Raw genomic sequence first — 17,537 nt, 5'->3', positions numbered from 1 at the left:
TGACCAAGTCACGAACGGTGGGTGAACCACTGGTGTTGCCCGTGGCTAGCCACATCGACGCAGGTGAGCGCCGGTTACTTGCACAGGTCGTCGGCGGCGTTGACGTGCTCGAGGTCCGACGGCAGTGTGACAGGGGTCTCCGGTGCACCGCCGGTGGTCGTGGGCACCGCCGGAAGTGTGCTGCCGAAGGCCACCGGCGTGCGGATCGTGCCCGTGTAATCGGCGCCCAGGGCGACCTCGACGATGCTGCCGAGACCCGAGGCGGCCTCCAGTGTCGCGCCCGGAATCGCGGAGGCCACCGTCGCCGCCTCGGCCTCGTGGCCCGCCGCATAGCGCACCTTGGTGGTGGAAATGTTTCCGCCCGCGTAGTTTCCGACGTTGTAGATCTGAAAACCCTGATTGGACAGCTTGTTTGCGGCCGTGGCCGCCACCCCGGTCATCCCGGAGCCGTTGGACACCTGCACCGAGACCGTGCTCGGGTCGACCGCGGTCAGCTGACGGGGTGCGGGCGGTGCGGTGGTGGTGGGCGGTGCGACCGGCTTCTTCTCACCGGGCAGCGGCTGGTCGTCGATGACCGCGGTGAAGATCGCCTTGATGTCCTGTTCGCGCGGAATCTCGTTGCCGTAGGAGGTGGTTCCGGCGGTGGGCACGGTCAGGAACGTGATCGCACCCGCGTCCACCTTCTGCAGTGAACGGCCCAGGGTGAGCAGGTCGTTGGTTTTGACGTTGTCCATCAGCGCGTGTCCGGTGAAGGCGTTGATGAAGGCGTTCATCTTGCCCGGATCGAACAGCGTCTTGTTCGACAGCGCACTGCGCAGCAGCGATGACATGAAGCGCTGCTGGCGGTTGATGCGGTCGTAGTCGCTGCGGAATTCACCCTGCACGTGGCGGGCTCGCACATAGTCCAGCGCGGTGGTTCCGTTGATGGTCTGCTTGCCCGGCGTGGGCAGGATGGTGCCGAGTTCCTCGTCGACAAGTGGCTTGCTGGTGCAGACCTCGACGCCGCCGACGGTGTCCACCATCGACTGGAATCCGCTGAAGTCCAAGCCGATGAAGTGATTGATCTTCAGGCCGGACAGCTTGGTGATCACCGCGGTCAGGCATTTGGGGCCGCCGAGGGCGTAGACGGCATTGAGCTTGTCGCCCATGGCCGCCGGGAACGTGGTGCCGGTGTAGCGGCGGTTCTCGTTGTCCCAGCCCTCGCAGGAGGGGCGGGAGATGTCCAGGTCGCGGGGGAAGGAGACCACGACCACCCGCTGCCGGTTCTCCGGGATGTTCACCAGCATGACGGTGTCCGCACGCGCCCCCTCGGCGTCGTCGGTGGTGCCCGCGCCCAGTTGGCCGTCCGCGCCCGCCCGGGTGTCGTTGCCGATGATCAGGAAGTTCTCATCACCGAGCTGCCCGCCCGGATTCACGATATCGGCGGAGTTCTCGTCCACCGCGGCCACCCGATTGAACCCATGATCGGTGGCGCGCAGGTAATTCCACCCCGCCCCCGTCAGCACGAGTGTCAGCACCGCGCACGCCGCGGTCGCACTGCGCGAAATCAGCCGCAACCGCCGAACCCGCCGCTGCCGATTCGCCGCCAGCCGCGACAACTGCTGCTTCCCAACGGCTTCCGGTTTCGCCGACCGCCGCCGCCCCGAAGTCTCGTCGACATCCGGAGCGGGAAGGACATCGGTCACATGATCGGCAATGGCCGACGCACCCTCCGGGTCCGTCTCGACGTCCGCAGGCGCATACAGAGCCGTGGGCGCCTCATCGCCCGCAGCCGCCCGAAACCCCTTGGCCCCCTTGCCAGACGGAGGCGCCTGCCGACCGCCGCGAGTGTCATCACCCGCCGGTGCATGGAAGGCAGTAGGAGCCTCACCGGAAGCAGGTGCTCGCGAGGCCCCGGAAGCCGGTGCGCGCGTAGGCCCGCCATCGTCGCCCGTGGCCGGTGCACGAGATGCTCGGCGGGCATCGTCAGCGCCGGGGGCGCGGGAGGGACGTCGTGTGTCGTCCTCGGCCGGTCCGCGCAAGCCTGCGACGGTGTTGTCGGCGGCGTGCGCGCGCGTGCCGTAGGCACTGTCGGGAACGGGGGCGCGCGAGGGGCCGCCGGAGTCGTCTGCGGTCGGTGCGCGGAAGGCGTTGGGGGAGTTGTCGGTAGAGGGCGTGCGGAAGGGTGTGCGCGCGTCGTCGGCGGCGGGGGCGCGGGAGGGGGTGGGGTTTATCGGGAGGGCGGTGTCGGTCGGCATGTCGGCGACACCGGGGGGGACGGGGTCGGCGTGAGCGCCGTGGCGGCCGCTGGAGCCGTGGTGGCGGGTTCGCTCGTTGTCGACCTTCTGGACGAGATCGTGGACCGTGAGCGGTTCGGCGGACGGGGATTCGTCGGCGTAGCGGTTGCGGCGTCCGGAGTGGTCGGCCTCGTGGGCAGGGTCGCCTGTGGAGTAGCGCTCCCAGGGGACGCGACCTCCGGGCTCGGGCGGCTGCCCGTGCCGATCGTCGTCACCCACCAACGAACCTCACTTCACTCTTCACCGCAGGCCGAACCCTGTGAATCGACCCGGCGCCGCGACCACTTGCTGCTACAACATGATCACCGGCCTCCGCCATGATAACGATTGAGCCACGATCGGCCACCGGACACGGCGCAAGCTACCCATCCCGTCCCAAAACGGGCGTGCTGTCGACGGCCGACGATCAGCCGCCCGAGTGCATCACGTCGGCGGCGCAGGGGACGGTCGCGTCCTCGGGGTCGTCGAGCCAGCCGTGGGGAAGGCTGACCTTGCCGGGGGAGCCCTGGCGGCCGCGCGGGCCCTCGGCGTCCTTCGGGAAGGGCGCGGTGGGGTCCAGTTGGGCGATGAGGTCCTGAAGTTCGGTGAGGGTGGAGACGGTGGCGAAGCGGCGGCGCAGCTCGGCGCCCACCGGGAAGCCCATCAGGTACCAGGCCATGTGCTTGCGCAGATCACGCATGCCCTTGTCCTCGCCGAAATGGTCGGCCAGCAGGGCGGCGTGGCGGTACAGGATCTCGCTCACGCGGCCCAGATTCGGGCCCGCCGGCACCGGTTCGCCGCGCAGTGCGGCCTGCAGTTCGGCGAACAGCCACGGACGGCCGAGGCAGCCGCGGCCGACCACCACACCGTCGCAACCGGTTTCGGCCATCATGCGCACGGCATCGTCGGCGCTGAAGATATCGCCGTTGCCCAGCACCGGAATGGTGGTGACCGCCTCCTTGAGCCGGGCGATCGCCGACCAGTCGGCCTCCCCGGAATACCGCTGCGCCGCGGTGCGGGCATGCAGGGCCACCGCCGCGGCTCCCTCGGCCTCCGCGATGCGTCCGGCATCCAGGTAGGTGATGTGGTCGTCGTCGATGCCGATGCGGAACTTCACCGTGACCGGCACGCCCGCGGGCTCGGCGGCGCTCACCATCGCGCGCACGATCGCCTCGAACAGCCGCCGCTTGTACGGCAGCGCGGCCCCGCCACCGAGCCGGGTCACCTTCGGGACCGGGCAGCCCAGGTTCAGATCGACGTGATCGGCCCAGCCCTCGCCGACGATGATCCGCACGGCCTCACCGATGGTGGCCGGGTCCACGCCGTACAGCTGCATCGACCGGGGATGCTCGTCCGGGCCGAACGACATCATGTGCAGCGTCTTCTCGTTGCGCTCCACCACCGCCCGGGCGGTGATCATCTCGCACACATAGATCGAGGTGGCACTGCCGAACTCCCGGCACAGCGTCCGGAACGCCACATTGGTGATCCCGGCCATCGGTGCGAGCACAACCGGCGGATCGACCGGATAGGGGCCGATCCGCAAGTCGTTCTCGGTCTCGAGCGCCACGGTCATGATTCCCAGTTTCCCATCCGAGCCGAAGTGCCCCGGATCACGCCCGGGGGAGGTCCCGGCCAACAGCACGTCGGGATTGTGCGGGCCGAGCGATGCCGGGATGTGCGAGTTGAGCGATGCCGGGACCTGTGGGTCGAGCAATGCCGAAACCCGCGGTCGAGCGATGCCGGGATCTGCGGGTTGGATGACGGCAGATCTGTGGATCGGCGATGCCGGGCCCGCGGGGCACGGTGACGTCGCACCCCGCGGCGGGTGACACCGGTCCGCGGGGTGCGACGAGTATCTGAAGGGGCGGCGTGGCGCCGGGGCGCGGGCGTCACGCGGGGTGGGGTGGTGGCGTCAGCGGGCGGCGCTGCCGGCCAGTTCGCGTTCGCGCTTGGCGGCCTCGCGGGCGAGCATGCGGTCGCGCTGCTCCTCGAACTTCACCACGTCCTTGCTCAGCTTTTCCAGATACAGGCCGAGGCGCTCGCGGGTCTGCTCGCCACGGGCGGTGAAGTCGTCGCGTTCGAAGATGCGCCACTTCTTCAGTACCGGCTGCACCACCTCTTCCAGGTGCTGGCGCAGGTCGTAGATGCCGTGCTTGGCCATGAGCACGCCGTTGCGGCGGAAGTTGGGCATTCCGGCGCCGGGCATCTGGAAGTTCTCGAGGATCAGGTCGATCGCCTCGATGGCCTGGTCGGGCACCAGATCCAGGGCCGCACCGCACATGTTGCGGTAGAAGATCATGTGCAGGTTCTCGTCGGCGGCGACGCGCTGCAGCATGCGGTCGGCGATCGGGTCGTCGCAGACCTTGCCGGTGTTGCGGTGGCTGACGCGGGTGGCCAACTCCTGGAAGGTCACGTACGCGACCGAGTACAGGAATCCGGCCTGCCCCTCGGGCAGCTGATCGACCGGCGACGCGAAGCCGTTGGTCATGTGCACCATGCGCGCCTCTTCCAGGGCGACAGGATCCACGCCGCGGGTCACCACCAGGTAGTCGCGCATGACGATGCCGTGGCGGTTCTCTTCCGCGGTCCAGCGGCCCACCCACGTTCCCCAGGCGCCGTCCTGAGAGAAGTTCTCGGCGATCTCGCGGTGGTAGGAGGGCAGATTGTCCTCGGTGAGCAGGTTGGTGATCATGGCCGCCTTGGCGACCTCACTCAGCTTCGACTGTGAAGGATCCCAGTCGACGCCCCCGAGCGCCGCGAAGTTGCGGCCATCGTCCCACGGCACGTAGTCGTGCGGATTCCAATCTTTTGCCAGCGTGAGGTGGCGGTTGACGTTCTCCTCGGCAACCGGCTCCAACTCCGTCAGCAGTTCGAGTTGAGTCAGATCCCTTGCCATAAAGTGCGCCCTTCGATGTTGTCGTGCGTCTTGCTCGTCGACCCCCTGAGGTCGTGCCGTCGCGGCCTCATACCTTACGACACCGTAGGTGTGATGCGAAACGCATCAGAGTGACTTAACAGTGTCCGTGATCGAACTCATACGGCCTAGTCGGCGCATTCCCGATACTTCCGAGTGTAAGCGTGTCATCCGCCGCTCGGTAACTATCGTCCTGCGCGCCGAGGTGTTAGCCGCGGCTTGAAAAACCGCCCGCGGCAAGGGCGGCGGGCGGTTTGCATGACGCGAATCGAGAGGTGTCTCGAGGTGATCGAGCTCTCAGCGCTTGCCCTTCAGCAAACCACCCAGCACGTTGCCCAGCACGCCCCCGGCGTTCTTGCCCAGCGCGTCGGAGAGCGCACCGCCCAGGCCGCCGCTCTTACCACCGGCGGCGCCGCCGAGCAGGCCGCCGAGGATCTCCGCGAGCGCTCCGTTGCCACCCCCGGTCTGTTCGGCCGCGCCGCCCTGGCCGCCCATCTGCTTGCCGAGATACGCCAGCACGATCGGGGCCAGGATCGGCAGCACCTTGGCGACCAGATCGTTGCCGCCCGAGTCACCGGTCGCGCCCAGGGCATTGATGACGGTGTTCTTGTCGGAGCCGAAGACGTCGTCGACGATTCGCTCGCCGGTGTTCACGTCGACCTGATCGATGTCGACCCCACCGGCGAGCAGATTCTCGTCCTGATTCTGATCGACCAGACCCTGCAGCTTCTGTTCCTGCGCGGGGTTGCCGGTTTTTGCCTGGAGCCCGCCGAGCAACACCGGCAGGGCCTTGGACACCACGCTCTGCGCGGTCGCCTCGTCGACGCCGAGCTTCGTGGCGATCTGCCCGATCGGGACTTGGGAGAGCAGGTCATCGAAGGAAGTCATAGCTCCGCCTCTCTCGTGAGTGAGCCGGTAACTACCGGTCGAGCCCCACAGTAAGCGATCCCGTCGACGCCGGGGAGCGGGATTTGCCAGGCTGTGCCTGTAACGCCGTCGGGCCGGAACGACTGCTCGCTCCGGCCCGACGTGACGGGTGCCCCCACCAGGGCTCGAACCTGGGACCTGCGGATTAAAAGTCCGTAGCTCTACCAACTGAGCTATAGGGGCGCGGTGGGCAAGTCTAGTGTGCGTCGCGCACAAGTGGTAACCGGTATCCGTTCGTCTCTCGGGATGCGGTCGTTTGCCCTGGTAGGCCCGCGGCGACCGGCAACCATCGCCGGCTCGGTGCCGCGTCTTGCCGGGCCCGCCGCCCAGGCCTCGGCATCCCCTGACGCACGGGCTCCCGGTATGCCTCGGCCCGGAACTTCGGCGCGCCATGGCACTTGGGTGATACGTGTGCGGGCGGCCCGACGATACGTCCGCAAGCAGCAGGGTGCCCGCGGCGGCGGACCGAAGCCGGGGGCAATCGCTTTGGTTCCCAATTTGTTTCACAGCGGAAATATGTAAACATCTTCCAATCGTGGTGCGTGGCAACACGATTGGTATCGGAGGTTTGGCAGTGGCGGAGAAGCGACCCGGGAGCCGGCGCCCGGGCGGGTGGGTGGACGGGGTCGGCGGCCGGGCGGCAGGGGAGTGCCGGGCCGGCCGTGAACGGTCCTGGGGCGCGGCGGAATTCGCGAAAGGCGCCAATCACCCAAACGGTAGCGGAGTATTTGCCATAAGGGACGAAAGGCAATCCAGCGAACTGACTTGCCGGTACGCCGCACGTCGCGCGCCGTTTCGAGGTACGGTGACCGCTTGGTGAATTCCGCAAGAACCGGGAGTACCCCGGCGAGATGGGATTCGGCCTATGGTTGATGTGCCCGAACGTGTCGCGACCGGTCTGGCCGTTCGCGATGCCCTGGAGACCGCGTCGCAGGAGGCTGATCCGAGACGAAGAAAACGCCCGGGTGCGCACCCCCTGCAGCGCACCCGGGCGTCGAAAACTATACCACCTGGTGTGCTTCTAGTTTCTCGCGATTTTTCGTACCCAAAGTCTGAAAACCGGGCGATAGCCCGAGTTGAAGTAATTGAAAATCTCATAACTTCGCGTCGAGGACCGTTCTCAATGGGGGGTCCTCCGGCGGCAAGTAGCTTCGGAGGCGTTTCGAGCATGGCACGGCAGCAAGAGCGGGCCCGCCGGACACGTGCGGCGATCATCAGGTCCGCCGCCGTTGAATTCGGGAAGAGCGGCTATGCCGCGGCATCGCTGAACCGCATATTGGAAGGATCGCGCGCCACCAAGGGGGCGATGTACTTCCACTTCGACTCGAAGGAGGACCTGGCACGCGCGGTACTGGACGCCGCCGTCGAACGGTACCGGGCGACCACCGAAAGGTGGCTCGCTCGAACCGATCTCGGGCCGCTGGACGTCCTGCACGGGATGGTCGACGAGGTCGCGCTGCGACTCGAGAACGACATCATCATCCAGGCCGAATTCCGGCTCGTCATCGAGCCGGAGTTCTATCGGGACGTCCAGGCCGGCGGCGGGCGCATCCTGGGCAGGTCGACCCGGCTGCTGGCCGTGCGGGCCATCGAGCAGAAGCAGCTGCGGCCCGACGCCGACCCGGACCGGTTCACGCGCACCCTCACCGCCGCCCTGGCCGGGCAGCGCTACATCATCGACCTGCTCGGTGGCGGGTCCGATCTGCGGACCCGATTCACCGAGGCGCTCGAGGTCATCGTCGAGTCCATGGCCACCCCCGAGTGGCTCGACGAGTTCCGGCACAGCGGCTGGCGGGCGTCCGCGCGGATGGAGGATCTCGGTGTGTGATCGGCTGTCCAGGTCGCAGTTGGGCCTCTGACCAGCCGATTTGGGAATCCCGCTCGGGCTGTCATAAGCTATCCGGGCTCCCAACGGAAGCCGTTGAGAAACGGACCGGAGACATCCGGCGGGCCCCCTTCGTCTAGCGGCCTAGGACGCCGCCCTTTCAAGGCGGTAGCGCGGGTTCGAATCCCGTAGGGGGTACGGTGGCAACACCGTTGGAGCAGAGCAAGGCCCTGTGGCGCAGTTGGTTAGCGCGCCGCCCTGTCACGGCGGAGGTCGCGGGTTCGAGTCCCGTCAGGGTCGCAAGTTATGCTTAGGCATTCGGTTCGGGTGCCCCGGCCAGGTAGCTCAGTTGGTACGAGCGTCCGCCTGAAAAGCGGAAGGTCGCCGGTTCGATCCCGGCCTTGGCCACCCTCTCAGGCTCTCCCCTGCTCAGGGAGAGCCTTTGCCTTGTTCGAGGGTGATATGTGGGGGGCGCGCCCCCCACACCCCCATCCCAAGGGGGCTTCGCCCCCCTGGACCCCCCTTCCAGTGGTTGCGCTTTCGTGGGGCCTTCCTTTGATCTTTGGTTGTGTTTTGGCTGGTTGTGTGGGTTCTTGGGATTCGTGGGCAATCTCTTCATCCGGTGCGGCAAACTCGTCGTCGGCATGCCAATCTCGTCATCCGGCAGTCAATCTCGTCATCCCGGCGTGCTTTGGCCGGGATCTTCTCTCGTGGACGGTGGGATCCCTGGGGGTGGGGGTAGTAGGGGTTTTTGCTGACGGGTATCTGTAATCGGGGGCGGGTGCGGGTTTTGGGTGGGGAAACGGTGGGGGGCTTCGGATATCGGGCATGGAAGGCTAAGCTAAGTGCTTCGGTGAATCGGTGATCTCCGTCATTCCGATAGCGATTGGCGATCGATGGGGGCGGGGTGGGGTGAAATCACATGGGGGGAAAGATTGGTTCCGTTTGGGAATTGTGTGATTCGTTGCGAGGGATTCGTTTCAAAACATTCACGGATGTGGGGGTTGAGGGAAGTTAGCTGGTGGCGGTGACAGAGGCCGGTGGGGGTGGGAGCATGATCACATGGGTGAGTCGGACAACGGGTGGTACTACTGCTTGAAGCATCATCGGGCCGAGCAGGGGAAACGGTGTTGGTTTGCCGACCGGATGGGGCCTTATCCCGACCGGGCTACCGCGGAGCGGGCCCTGGACATCGCGCGGGAACGCAATGCGCGCGAGGATGCCAGGGATCGGAGCTGGAGCGACAGCGACTGAGCTGGACCGGCTCAGCATTTCCAAAGGTGAATCAGCTACCGTCTGTGCAGCAGTGATAGCGCGCGCATTCGAGCGGGAGGGCGACTTGTGAAGGTGACCGTGGTGGTGCCGACCTACAACGAGCGGGAGAACCTGCCGGTGGCGGTGGAGCGGCTGACCGCGCTACCGGTCGCCGACCTGCACGTGCTGGTCGTCGACGACAACTCGCCGGACGGCACCGGCGAGGTCGCCGACAAGCTCGCCGCCGAACTGCCGAATGCGGTGGGTGTGCTGCACCGCACCGAGAAGGACGGGCTCGGGCGCGCCTACGTCGCCGGTATCACCAAGGCCCTCGACGAGGGCGCCGACGTCGTCATCCAGATGGACGCCGACCTGTCCCATCCGGCCGAGGTCATCCCGGCCATGCTCGACAAGCTCGAGAACTCCGGCGCGGGTGTGGTGCTCGGCTCCCGCTATGTCGAGGGCGGTTCGACCGCCGCGGAGTGGAAGTGGTACCGCAAGGCCCTGTCGGCCTGGGCCAACTTCTACGTCAACCTGATCCTGCGCCTGGGCGTCAAGGACGCCACCGCCGGCTTCAAGGCATGGAAGGCCGACACGTTGCGCGCGATCGACGTCGCCGCCATCCGCAGCAACGGTTACTCCTTCCAGGTCGAGATGAACTACCGGACCATCAAGAAGGGCTTCACCATCGCCGAGGTCCCGATCCGGTTCGAGGAGCGCACCAAGGGCGCCTCCAAGATGAGCCTGAGGGTGCAGCTCGAGTCGGCCCTCATGCCGTGGAAGCTGCTGTTCGGCCGACAGCTGTAGGTCACGAGGTCAGCGCGGCATCGGCGGCCGGGGCGGGCCAGTCGAGCAGCGTGTCGACGAACAGCTGCCGCACCCGCTCGATCTCCGCGTCCATCGCCCGCGGATCCCAGCCGCCCACATCGATCGGCGGCAGCACCGCCACATCGACGACTCCTTTGCGCACGATTGCCGAATTGCGCCAGGCTATTTCGCCCGCATTGCGGATCACCACCGGGATGATCGGCACCCCAGCCTGCCTGGCGATGTGAAACGCACCCTTCTTGAACCGCCCCACGCGCGGCGTCAGCGAGCGCGTTCCCTCCGGCGCGATGACGATCGACAGACCACCCCGCAGCGTCTCCACGACCGGAGCCAGGGCCGCCTTCGCACCGGCGGTATCGGAACGGTCGATGAAGGTCGCCCCCGCGAAGCGCATCAGCGGCCCGAAGATCGGATTGCCGGTGACCTCCTTCTTGACGATTCCGGTGAAACCCGCACCCAGCACCTCCGCCAGTACCACCATGTCGAACTGGCTCTGATGATTGAAGATGAACACGGCCGGGCGTGGGGAGCGGGCGTACTCGGCGCCGACGACCCGCAGCCGAACGCCTGTCGCGCGCAGGGTGGCACCGGCGGCGACGGTGATCATCGAATCGGCCATGCGCCGCTGATCGCGCGTACCGGATTTCGCGGCCACCCCGGCCGCGGCCCCGCCGAGCAGCCCGGCGAAACCGGCCGCGGTGCGGGCGACATCGCGCAGCCGCGCGGGCTGACGCGGCCGGAAGGCCAGCACCGGCCAATTGCGTTCGGTGGCCTCGATCGCCGTGCGCGGATCCGGATTGACCGCCGTGGGACGGCCGACCAGCTCCAGCAGCGGCAGATCGGGCGCGGCGTCGGCATAGGCGTAGCTGTTCGGTAGATCGAGACCATGCGCACGGGCGAATCGGCGGACCGCCTCGGCCTTGCCGGTGCGCCACAGCGGTTTTCCGTCGACATGACCGGTGAGCACCCCGTCCTGCACCGCCATCGGCGTACAGAGCACATGCTCGACACCCAATTCCCTGGCGGCGGGCAGCACTTGGAAACGGGTCAGGCAGGTGGCCAGAACAATCGTGTGCCCGGCGCCCTCATGGGCGCGGATCAGCCGCCACGCCTCCGGATACAGATGGCCGTAGATGGTGTGGCGGAACAGGTCCTCGCCGAGTTCGGTGAGTTCGGACTCCGTACGACCGGCCCAGGTGTGCATGGTGCGCTGCAGGAACCGTTCGTACTCCCCCTCGCCGCGGGCACCGCGGATGCTGGACAGCAGGCTGTCGGCGAGGGCGCGCCGAGGGTCTCGGCGCAGCAGGAATCTCCGCGGGCCCGACGGCGGTGTGAAGCCGTGGACCACGGTGCCGCCGAAATCGAAGACCGCCGCGATGTGGGGACCCGGCGGGCCGGAGCGGACGGCGGCGACCGCCTCGTCCTCGGTGATCGCCCCCACCGGCCCGCACGGCACGCTCATAACACCTCCGCCCGATGGGACGGATCGAGGGTGGCCGCCCGCGAGATCCGCGCCCCGATCGCGCGCAGCTCATCGGCGAAGGCCCGGCGGCGGGCCGACAGGTCGGTGCCGTCGGGCCTGAGCAGGCCGTGATTGTCGGCGAGTTTCAGTGCGCCGGAGAACAGTTCGGAGGACACCGATTCGGGGCTGTGCAGCCGCTGCTGCAGCAGCATCTGCCTGCCGACGGCCAGGCATTCGTCGATGAACTGCTTGTGGTCCGGCGGTGCGCCGGCATCGTGGTCGGCCAGCCGTTCGGCCACCACCAACTGGGCGTCGAAGAACGAGCGCAGCACGCGGTGGGCCATGATGAAGCCGGAACCGGCGAGTTCGGCCAGCAGGTCCGCGCCGAGTGTGCCGTCGGCGGTGCGGCGATGCCAATCCCGGTCCACCAGCAGCATTTCCCGGGTCAACTGAGTGGCGAACTCGGCGCGTTCGGGAAAGAAGAATTCGAACTTGAGCAAATCCCGCAGCCGGAAGGCGGCATCCCATCCGACACGCAGCTGGTCGCCCTCCGGCGCCTCCACCGCGGTGAGGATGGCCAGTTCGAGAATCGCGCGATCGACGAACCAGTGCACCGCGCTGTTGCGGTAGAACGCGGCCTCCAGATGCGCGCCCGGCTCGATCGAGTAGACCGGTTCCAGGCCACCCCGATAGACCGTCACGACCTTCGCCAGCGACAGCTGTTCGAGCACCACCGCGAGGCCCTGATCGTCGCGCAGCACCGCGAGTTCGCCGCTGGGCAGCTCGCGGCGTTCGATGTAGCCGAGCACCGGCAGCAGGACCGCCCGCACCTCGCCGAGGGTCAACGCGCGCTCGTGCACGCCGAGCAATGCCAAGGTGACCAGGGCGTTGACGGTGATGGGCGTAACCCTATTGATGCCGACCGCGACCTCGAAGGCCAACCGCTGGATCGCTTTTCGCTCCTGTTCGTCGACGTCCGGTGGCAGTGGCTGGGCCGGACCGGGGTCGGGAAGCAGCGGATCGCCGTGTGCGGACAGTCGTTCCCGCGCCGAGAGCGGTTCGCCGAAGCGCACATACACGTGGCCCGCCGAATGTTGTTGGCTGCGAATATAACGCGCCAGCCAGGTCAGACCCTCGGGCTTCTTGGCGCCGCCGACCTGTTCGGTGGCGATCGCACCCAACTCGTTGAGTCGCTCGTAGGTGATCGATACCGGCACCAGCATCACATCGTCGACGCGGCGCGAACGGATCGCCGCCGCAAGGTAGTTCAGCAGGCCGTAGCGCGGCGGGCGCAGTTTTCCGGTGCGGGTGCGGCCGCCCTCGAAGTACCACTCCAGGTTGAATCGTTTGGCCAGCAGATAGGCGAAGTACTCCTCGACGACCGCCTTGTACACCTCGTCGTCGCCGAAACTGCGGCGGATGAAGACGGTTCCGGTGCGCCGGGCTATCGGTCCCATCGGCCAGAACCGCAGATTCGCCCCGCCGATCACGTGATTAGGGGGAAAGTCGTTGCGGGCCAGCACGTCTCCGAGCACGAACGCATCCACGTAGGACCGGTGTGAGGGCAGGAAGACCAGCGGATAGCGGCGGTTGAGGCGGCGCAGCCCGGCCAGGCCGGACGGGTCGCAGTCCAGTTTCCAGGTCGAGGCGTGCACCGGCCGCATGGCCTGGGTGAACAGGTCGGAGACCAGACGGCTCTGTGCCGCAACCAATTCCCGCAGCGCCTTCTCCGCGCGGCGGTACACCTCATGGGAGTTGGTGCCGATATGGGCGGCGATGGCGTCGAGGCGGCGCAGGAATTCGGGGGAGTCGAGGATCTCCTCGGCGACCAGCCGCGGCACCTTGTAGCGGTCGCCGATGACGGCGCGTTCGGCACGTTCCAGGGCGACGATCCCGGCCCGGACGACGGCGCGCGCGAACGGTTCGACGCTGCCCGCGACATTCGGGTTGTTCGCGCGCAGCTCGCTCAGGCGCGCGGGCTGGCCGGTGAGGACGAGGTGGCGGTCCGGAGCCTTGGCGACCAGCCGGCGCTGCATCAGCGGATGGGGTTTGCGGGGATTGCTGAGGGTGACCAGATCGGCAAAGGTGGTGCGGCGCACCCCGTCTCGCTCGGGTGGCAACCACACCACACGCACCGGCACCACGAGTGGATCGTCGTGCCGCCCGACCAGCCGCTCGGCCACCGCTTCGGCATCGAGATCGAGCTGAGTGACCGGCACGTCCACCCCGTACTCCGCGGCGATCCCGCCCTCGGCCAGCCACCCGCCGACCAATTCCCGCTCCACCGGAGAGGAGGCGTCCACCAGCGCCACAACCGACCGCGGCGCGGCGTCCGGAGTGCTCGCCGCGGCAACATCGGCACGGTGCTCGATCATGAAACCCTCCATCAGGTGACGCTTCCCCATTGAAGCCCGGACGGCAGGTTTCCCGCAGGAGGTTCGCCAGAGCGACGCCTCCCCTCCTAATTCCCGGCGTGCCACCCCTCATTTCCCGGTGTGCCACCCCCTCATTTCCCGGTGTGCTTTTTGCCGGGATTACCCACCCCTGGCAGATGTGCTCGTCGGCACACGCACAGCGAATAGAGGTAATGCTAGCCTTACCTCCCAGAGTTAGGTAAGCATAACCTTGGAGGAATGGTGTCGACCACGGACGAGCGGGTGCGAATCGGGTATGGGGACGGTCCGGGGGCGACATTCACCGCGGCCTGCGGAATCGACCCCGTCGCAGCGGTTTCCGCGCTTGCGGCCGCCGATCGGTTCGGCGAGTACGTGGTGTACGAGCGGCCGGGTGAGTGGGTGTTCGCGGCCGATCCTATCGGCAGCGTCGAATTGGACGCCCACGAGCTACGGGTGGATTGGCACGGCAGCACCACGGCGGGCCCCTGGGAGGGGAGTCCGGCCGGTGTGATCGACCGGGCGCTGGCCGAGCTGCCGCTCAACGGACGGCACGCCTACGGCTGGATCGGATTCGAGTTCTGCGCCTGGGCGCTGGACGCCACCGCGCATCTGGGTCCCCGAACGGCGCTGGCGCATCTGATGGTTCCGCGCATCGAGGTGCACATCGGCGCAACCGGGGTGCGGATCTCGGGCTCGACCCTGCACGAGGCCGGTGAGATCCACGAGATCATCGCCGCCGCACAGGACACCGCACTGCCGCAGCCGCGTCCGGCCGACATCAGCATCGATCCCACGGCTTACCGGGATCGGGTGGCCGAGGCGGTCGGTGAGATCCGCAGCGGGCGCTATCAGAAGGTGATCCTGTCGCGGAAGGTCGATCTGCCGTTCGTCGTCGATGTTCCGGCCACCTATCGGCTCGGGCGGGCCTACAACACCCCGGCGCGGTCGTTCCTGCTGCGGCTGGGCGGTCTCGAGGCCGCCGGCTTCAGCCCGGAGCTGGTGGTCGCCGTGGACGAGGGCCGCGTGGTGACCACCGAACCGCTGGCGGGTACACGGGCTTTCGGCCGCGGTGACGATGCCGACCAGGCGGCGCGGGCAGACCTCGTCGCCGACCCCAAGGAGATCGTGGAGCACGCGATCTCGGTGCAGACCTCCTTCGCCGAGATCTCCGCGGTCGCCGAGCCGGGCACCGCGGCGGTATCGGACTTCATGGCGGTCCGCGAGCGCGGCAGCGTGCAGCACCTCGCCTCCACAGTCCGCGGCCGCCTGGCCGCCACCCGCAGCCCATGGGACGCCCTGGAAATCCTGTTCCCATCGGTCACCGCCTCGGGAATCCCCAAATCCTCCGGCGTCGACGCGGTCTTCCGCCTCGACCACGACCCCCGCGGTCTGTACTCCGGTGCCGTGGTGACGATCTCCCCAACCGGCGCCATGGAAGCCACCCTGGTCCTCCGCGCGGTCTACCAAACCACCGAGGGCGCCTGGCTCCGCGCAGGCGCCGGCATAGTCGCCCAATCCCGCCCCGACCGCGAATTCGAAGAAACCTGCGAAAAACTCACCAGCATCGCCCCCTACGTAGTCGAGGCCTGACCCGGCCAAACGCCCGCCGGGGTGACAAACCGTCGAGCACGCCGGGGTGACGAGCGGCTAGGCACGCCGGGTGACGAGGGTGCCCAAGCGCAGATGACAGAGTGCGCACGTGCGGCCAGGTTCCACTCCGTGCACCCGCGCCGCTTCGAATCCCTGGACCCGCCACCGGCTCTAAAGCCCCGCATGCGTGGCCGGGTCCGTATCCCCGCACGTGCGGCCGGGTTCCGCATCCCCGCACGTGCGGCCGGTTCCGCATCCCCGCATGAGTGGTCAGTTCCGCATCCCCACACGCGTGGTCGGTTTCGAGTCCTCGCAGGCGTGGTCGGTTTCGCGTCCCCGTAGGCGTGGTCGGTTTCGCATCCCCGTAGGAGTGGTCGGTTTCGCATCCCCGCACGCAACGCGCCCTGGCGCGTTGCGTGCGGGGTTTTCACAAACTGGTGCGCAAGACCTTCTTGTCGATCTTGCCGACGGCCGTGAGGGGGAGGTGGTCGGCCTGGCGGAGGATGTCGGGGAGTTTGTAGGTGGCCAGGCCTCGCGCGGTGAGGAAGGTTTTGATTTCGGCGAGGGCTGGCATGGGGCCGTCGACTACCAGGACGGCGCAGACCTTTTCGCCCAGGGCCGGATCGGGGAGGCCGACGGCGGCGGCGTGGCGGACGGCGGGGTGGGCGAGCAGGTGCTCCTCGAGTTCGTCGCAGGAGACGTTCTCGCCGCCCCGGTTGATCACGTCCTTGATGCGTCCCGAGACGATCAGGTGCCCGCTGGGCAGGCGGCGCACCAGATCCCCGCTGCGGTAGTAGCCGTCCGGGGTGAACGCACGGGAATTGTGTTCCGGCGCACGGTAATAGCCACGGATGGTGTACGGACCGCGGGTCAGCAGCTCACCCTCTTCGCCGGGCGCCACGTCGTTGCCTTCGCCATCGACGATGCGAATCTCGTCGGCGGGTGACAGCGGACGTCCCTGGGTGCCGCAGATCAGGTCGTCGGAATCGTCGAGGCGGGTGTAGTTGAGCAACCCCTCGGCCATCCCGAACACCTGCTGCAGCCGGGCCCCCAGCGCGGGCTCCACCTGCCGGGCATTCACTTCAGCCAGTTTGGCGCCACCGACCTGGACCAGCCGCAACGAGGACAGGTCGGCCTCCTCCCATTCGGTGGCCGCACACCAGAGCTGGGCCAGCGGCGGGACCATGGCGGTGACCGTCACCCGGTGTCGTTCGACGGCGGCGAAGGCGTTCTCCGGACTCGGATCATCGACGAGGGCGATCGATCCTCCGGTCGCAACGGTGCCGAGAATGCCCGGGCAGGCGAGCGGGAAGTTGTGCGCGGCAGGCAGAGTCGCGAGATACACGTCGTCCGGGCCGAGTTCGCAGACTTCGGCACTGGCCTGCGCGTTATAGGCGTAGTCGTCGTGCGTGCGGGCGATCAGCTTCGGCAATCCGGTCGTACCGCCCGAGACCAGCATCACCGCGATATCGCTCGGATCGATCTCCGGCAGTGAACCACCCTCGCGCGGAATCGAATCCACGCCGATGAACGGCCCCGGCTCGCCCAGCACGAACACCTGCCGCAGCGAGCCGACCCGCTCCAGAACCTCCGCCGCAAGCTCCCGATAGTCGAAGGCACCGACCTGATCGGCAATGAGATAGGCCACCGCCCCGGACAATTCGGCCAAATGTTCGATTTCGGCGCGCCGATGGGCGGGCAGCGCGAGCACCGGAATCACCCCGGCCCGCAGCAGCCCGAACAGCAGCGGCACGAACGCGGGCACATTCGGCAACTGCACCACGACGCGATCGCCGGGCGCGATACCGAGTGCCAGGAACCCATGGGCCAGCCGATCGGCGTCGCCGTCGAGCTGCGCATACGTCCGGCTTCCGTTCGCCTCGTGCAGCGCCGGCCGCTCCGGCCACTGCCGGGCGGCCTCCCGCAACAGCTCCCCGAGAGATCGGCCCACCCAATATCCGGCGGCACGGTAGGACTCGGCGACGTCGGCGGGGAACGAGACGAAGCCCTCGCGATGGTCCTGGACGGGAGATGTCGATGTCACGGGTCTGGCCTCACGGTTCACACGGCAGTTATCAGGGTC

10 protein-coding genes and 4 tRNA genes are annotated in these 17,537 nt (G+C 67.6%); 6 read left to right on the top strand and 8 right to left on the bottom strand.

Features of this window, described 5'->3' with window-relative positions:
• Positions 1-74 precede the first annotated feature (74 nt).
• The 5 genes from IU452_RS29240 to IU452_RS29220 form a co-directional block, all read right to left on the bottom strand.
• Positions 75-2,495 (bottom strand): LCP family protein, encoded by a 2,421-nt coding sequence (locus tag IU452_RS29240; protein ID WP_324192882.1) that lies wholly within the window; start codon positions 2,493-2,495, stop codon positions 75-77.
• A 187-nt stretch (positions 2,496-2,682) separates the two neighbouring features.
• Positions 2,683-3,831, bottom strand: coding sequence for a tRNA dihydrouridine synthase DusB (gene dusB, locus IU452_RS29235; protein WP_195112592.1), 1,149 nt, complete (start codon positions 3,829-3,831; stop codon positions 2,683-2,685).
• 339 nt (positions 3,832-4,170) lie between these two features.
• Entirely contained in the window at positions 4,171-5,154 is a 984-nt protein-coding gene (locus IU452_RS29230) for an acyl-ACP desaturase (RefSeq protein ID WP_195112423.1), read from the bottom strand.
• 315 nt (positions 5,155-5,469) lie between these two features.
• Complete coding sequence (locus IU452_RS29225; RefSeq protein ID WP_195112422.1) at positions 5,470-6,060, bottom strand: DUF937 domain-containing protein; 591 nt, start codon at positions 6,058-6,060, stop codon at positions 5,470-5,472.
• Positions 6,061-6,209: 149 nt separating this feature from the next.
• Positions 6,210-6,282, bottom strand: a tRNA-Lys gene (locus tag IU452_RS29220).
• 985 nt (positions 6,283-7,267) lie between these two features.
• On the opposite strand from IU452_RS29220, the gene IU452_RS29215 reads away from it, so the two are divergent.
• The 5 genes from IU452_RS29215 (at position 7,268) to IU452_RS29195 (ending at position 9,985) form a co-directional block, all read left to right on the top strand.
• On the top strand, positions 7,268-7,927 hold the full coding sequence (locus IU452_RS29215; protein WP_195112421.1) for a TetR/AcrR family transcriptional regulator: 660 nt from the start codon (positions 7,268-7,270) through the stop codon (positions 7,925-7,927).
• Between the two features lie 122 nt (positions 7,928-8,049).
• Positions 8,050-8,122: transfer RNA gene (locus IU452_RS29210), tRNA-Glu, on the top strand.
• A 28-nt stretch (positions 8,123-8,150) separates the two neighbouring features.
• Positions 8,151-8,224, top strand: a tRNA-Asp gene (locus IU452_RS29205).
• A gap of 34 nt (positions 8,225-8,258) precedes the next feature.
• A tRNA-Phe gene (locus IU452_RS29200) sits at positions 8,259-8,332 on the top strand.
• Between the two features lie 951 nt (positions 8,333-9,283).
• A complete protein-coding gene (locus IU452_RS29195) occupies positions 9,284-9,985 on the top strand; it encodes a polyprenol monophosphomannose synthase (RefSeq protein ID WP_195112591.1) in 702 nt (233 codons plus the stop codon).
• A 1-nt stretch (position 9,986) separates the two neighbouring features.
• Here the strand turns inward: IU452_RS29195 and IU452_RS29190 are convergent, their stop codons facing one another.
• Both IU452_RS29190 and IU452_RS29185 read right to left on the bottom strand, forming a co-directional pair.
• Positions 9,987-11,468 (bottom strand): HAD-IB family hydrolase, encoded by a 1,482-nt coding sequence (locus IU452_RS29190; RefSeq protein ID WP_195112420.1) that lies wholly within the window; start codon positions 11,466-11,468, stop codon positions 9,987-9,989.
• Positions 11,465-13,843: a glycerol-3-phosphate 1-O-acyltransferase gene (locus tag IU452_RS29185; RefSeq protein ID WP_195112419.1), complete on the bottom strand. Its 2,379-nt coding sequence runs from the start codon at positions 13,841-13,843 to the stop codon at positions 11,465-11,467. Before IU452_RS29185 ends, IU452_RS29190 begins: the two co-directional genes overlap by 4 nt.
• 258 nt (positions 13,844-14,101) lie before the next feature.
• Between IU452_RS29185 and IU452_RS29180 the strand changes: the two genes are divergently transcribed.
• Positions 14,102-15,454 carry a salicylate synthase gene (locus IU452_RS29180; RefSeq protein WP_195112418.1) on the top strand — a complete coding sequence of 451 codons (1,353 nt, stop codon included), beginning with the start codon at positions 14,102-14,104 and terminating at the stop codon, positions 15,452-15,454.
• 427 nt (positions 15,455-15,881) lie between these two features.
• Here IU452_RS29180 and IU452_RS29175 read toward each other — a convergent pair whose 3' ends face one another.
• Entirely contained in the window at positions 15,882-17,498 is a 1,617-nt protein-coding gene (locus IU452_RS29175; RefSeq protein ID WP_195112417.1) for a (2,3-dihydroxybenzoyl)adenylate synthase, read from the bottom strand.
• Positions 17,499-17,537: the final 39 nt, after the last annotated feature.

Origin of the sequence: Nocardia transvalensis (assembly GCF_015477765.1) — a bacterium.
Classification (GTDB): domain Bacteria; phylum Actinomycetota; class Actinomycetes; order Mycobacteriales; family Mycobacteriaceae; genus Nocardia; species Nocardia transvalensis_A.
The sequence above is the reverse complement of the archived record's forward strand: the minus strand, read 5'-3'. Positions and strand labels throughout refer to the sequence as shown.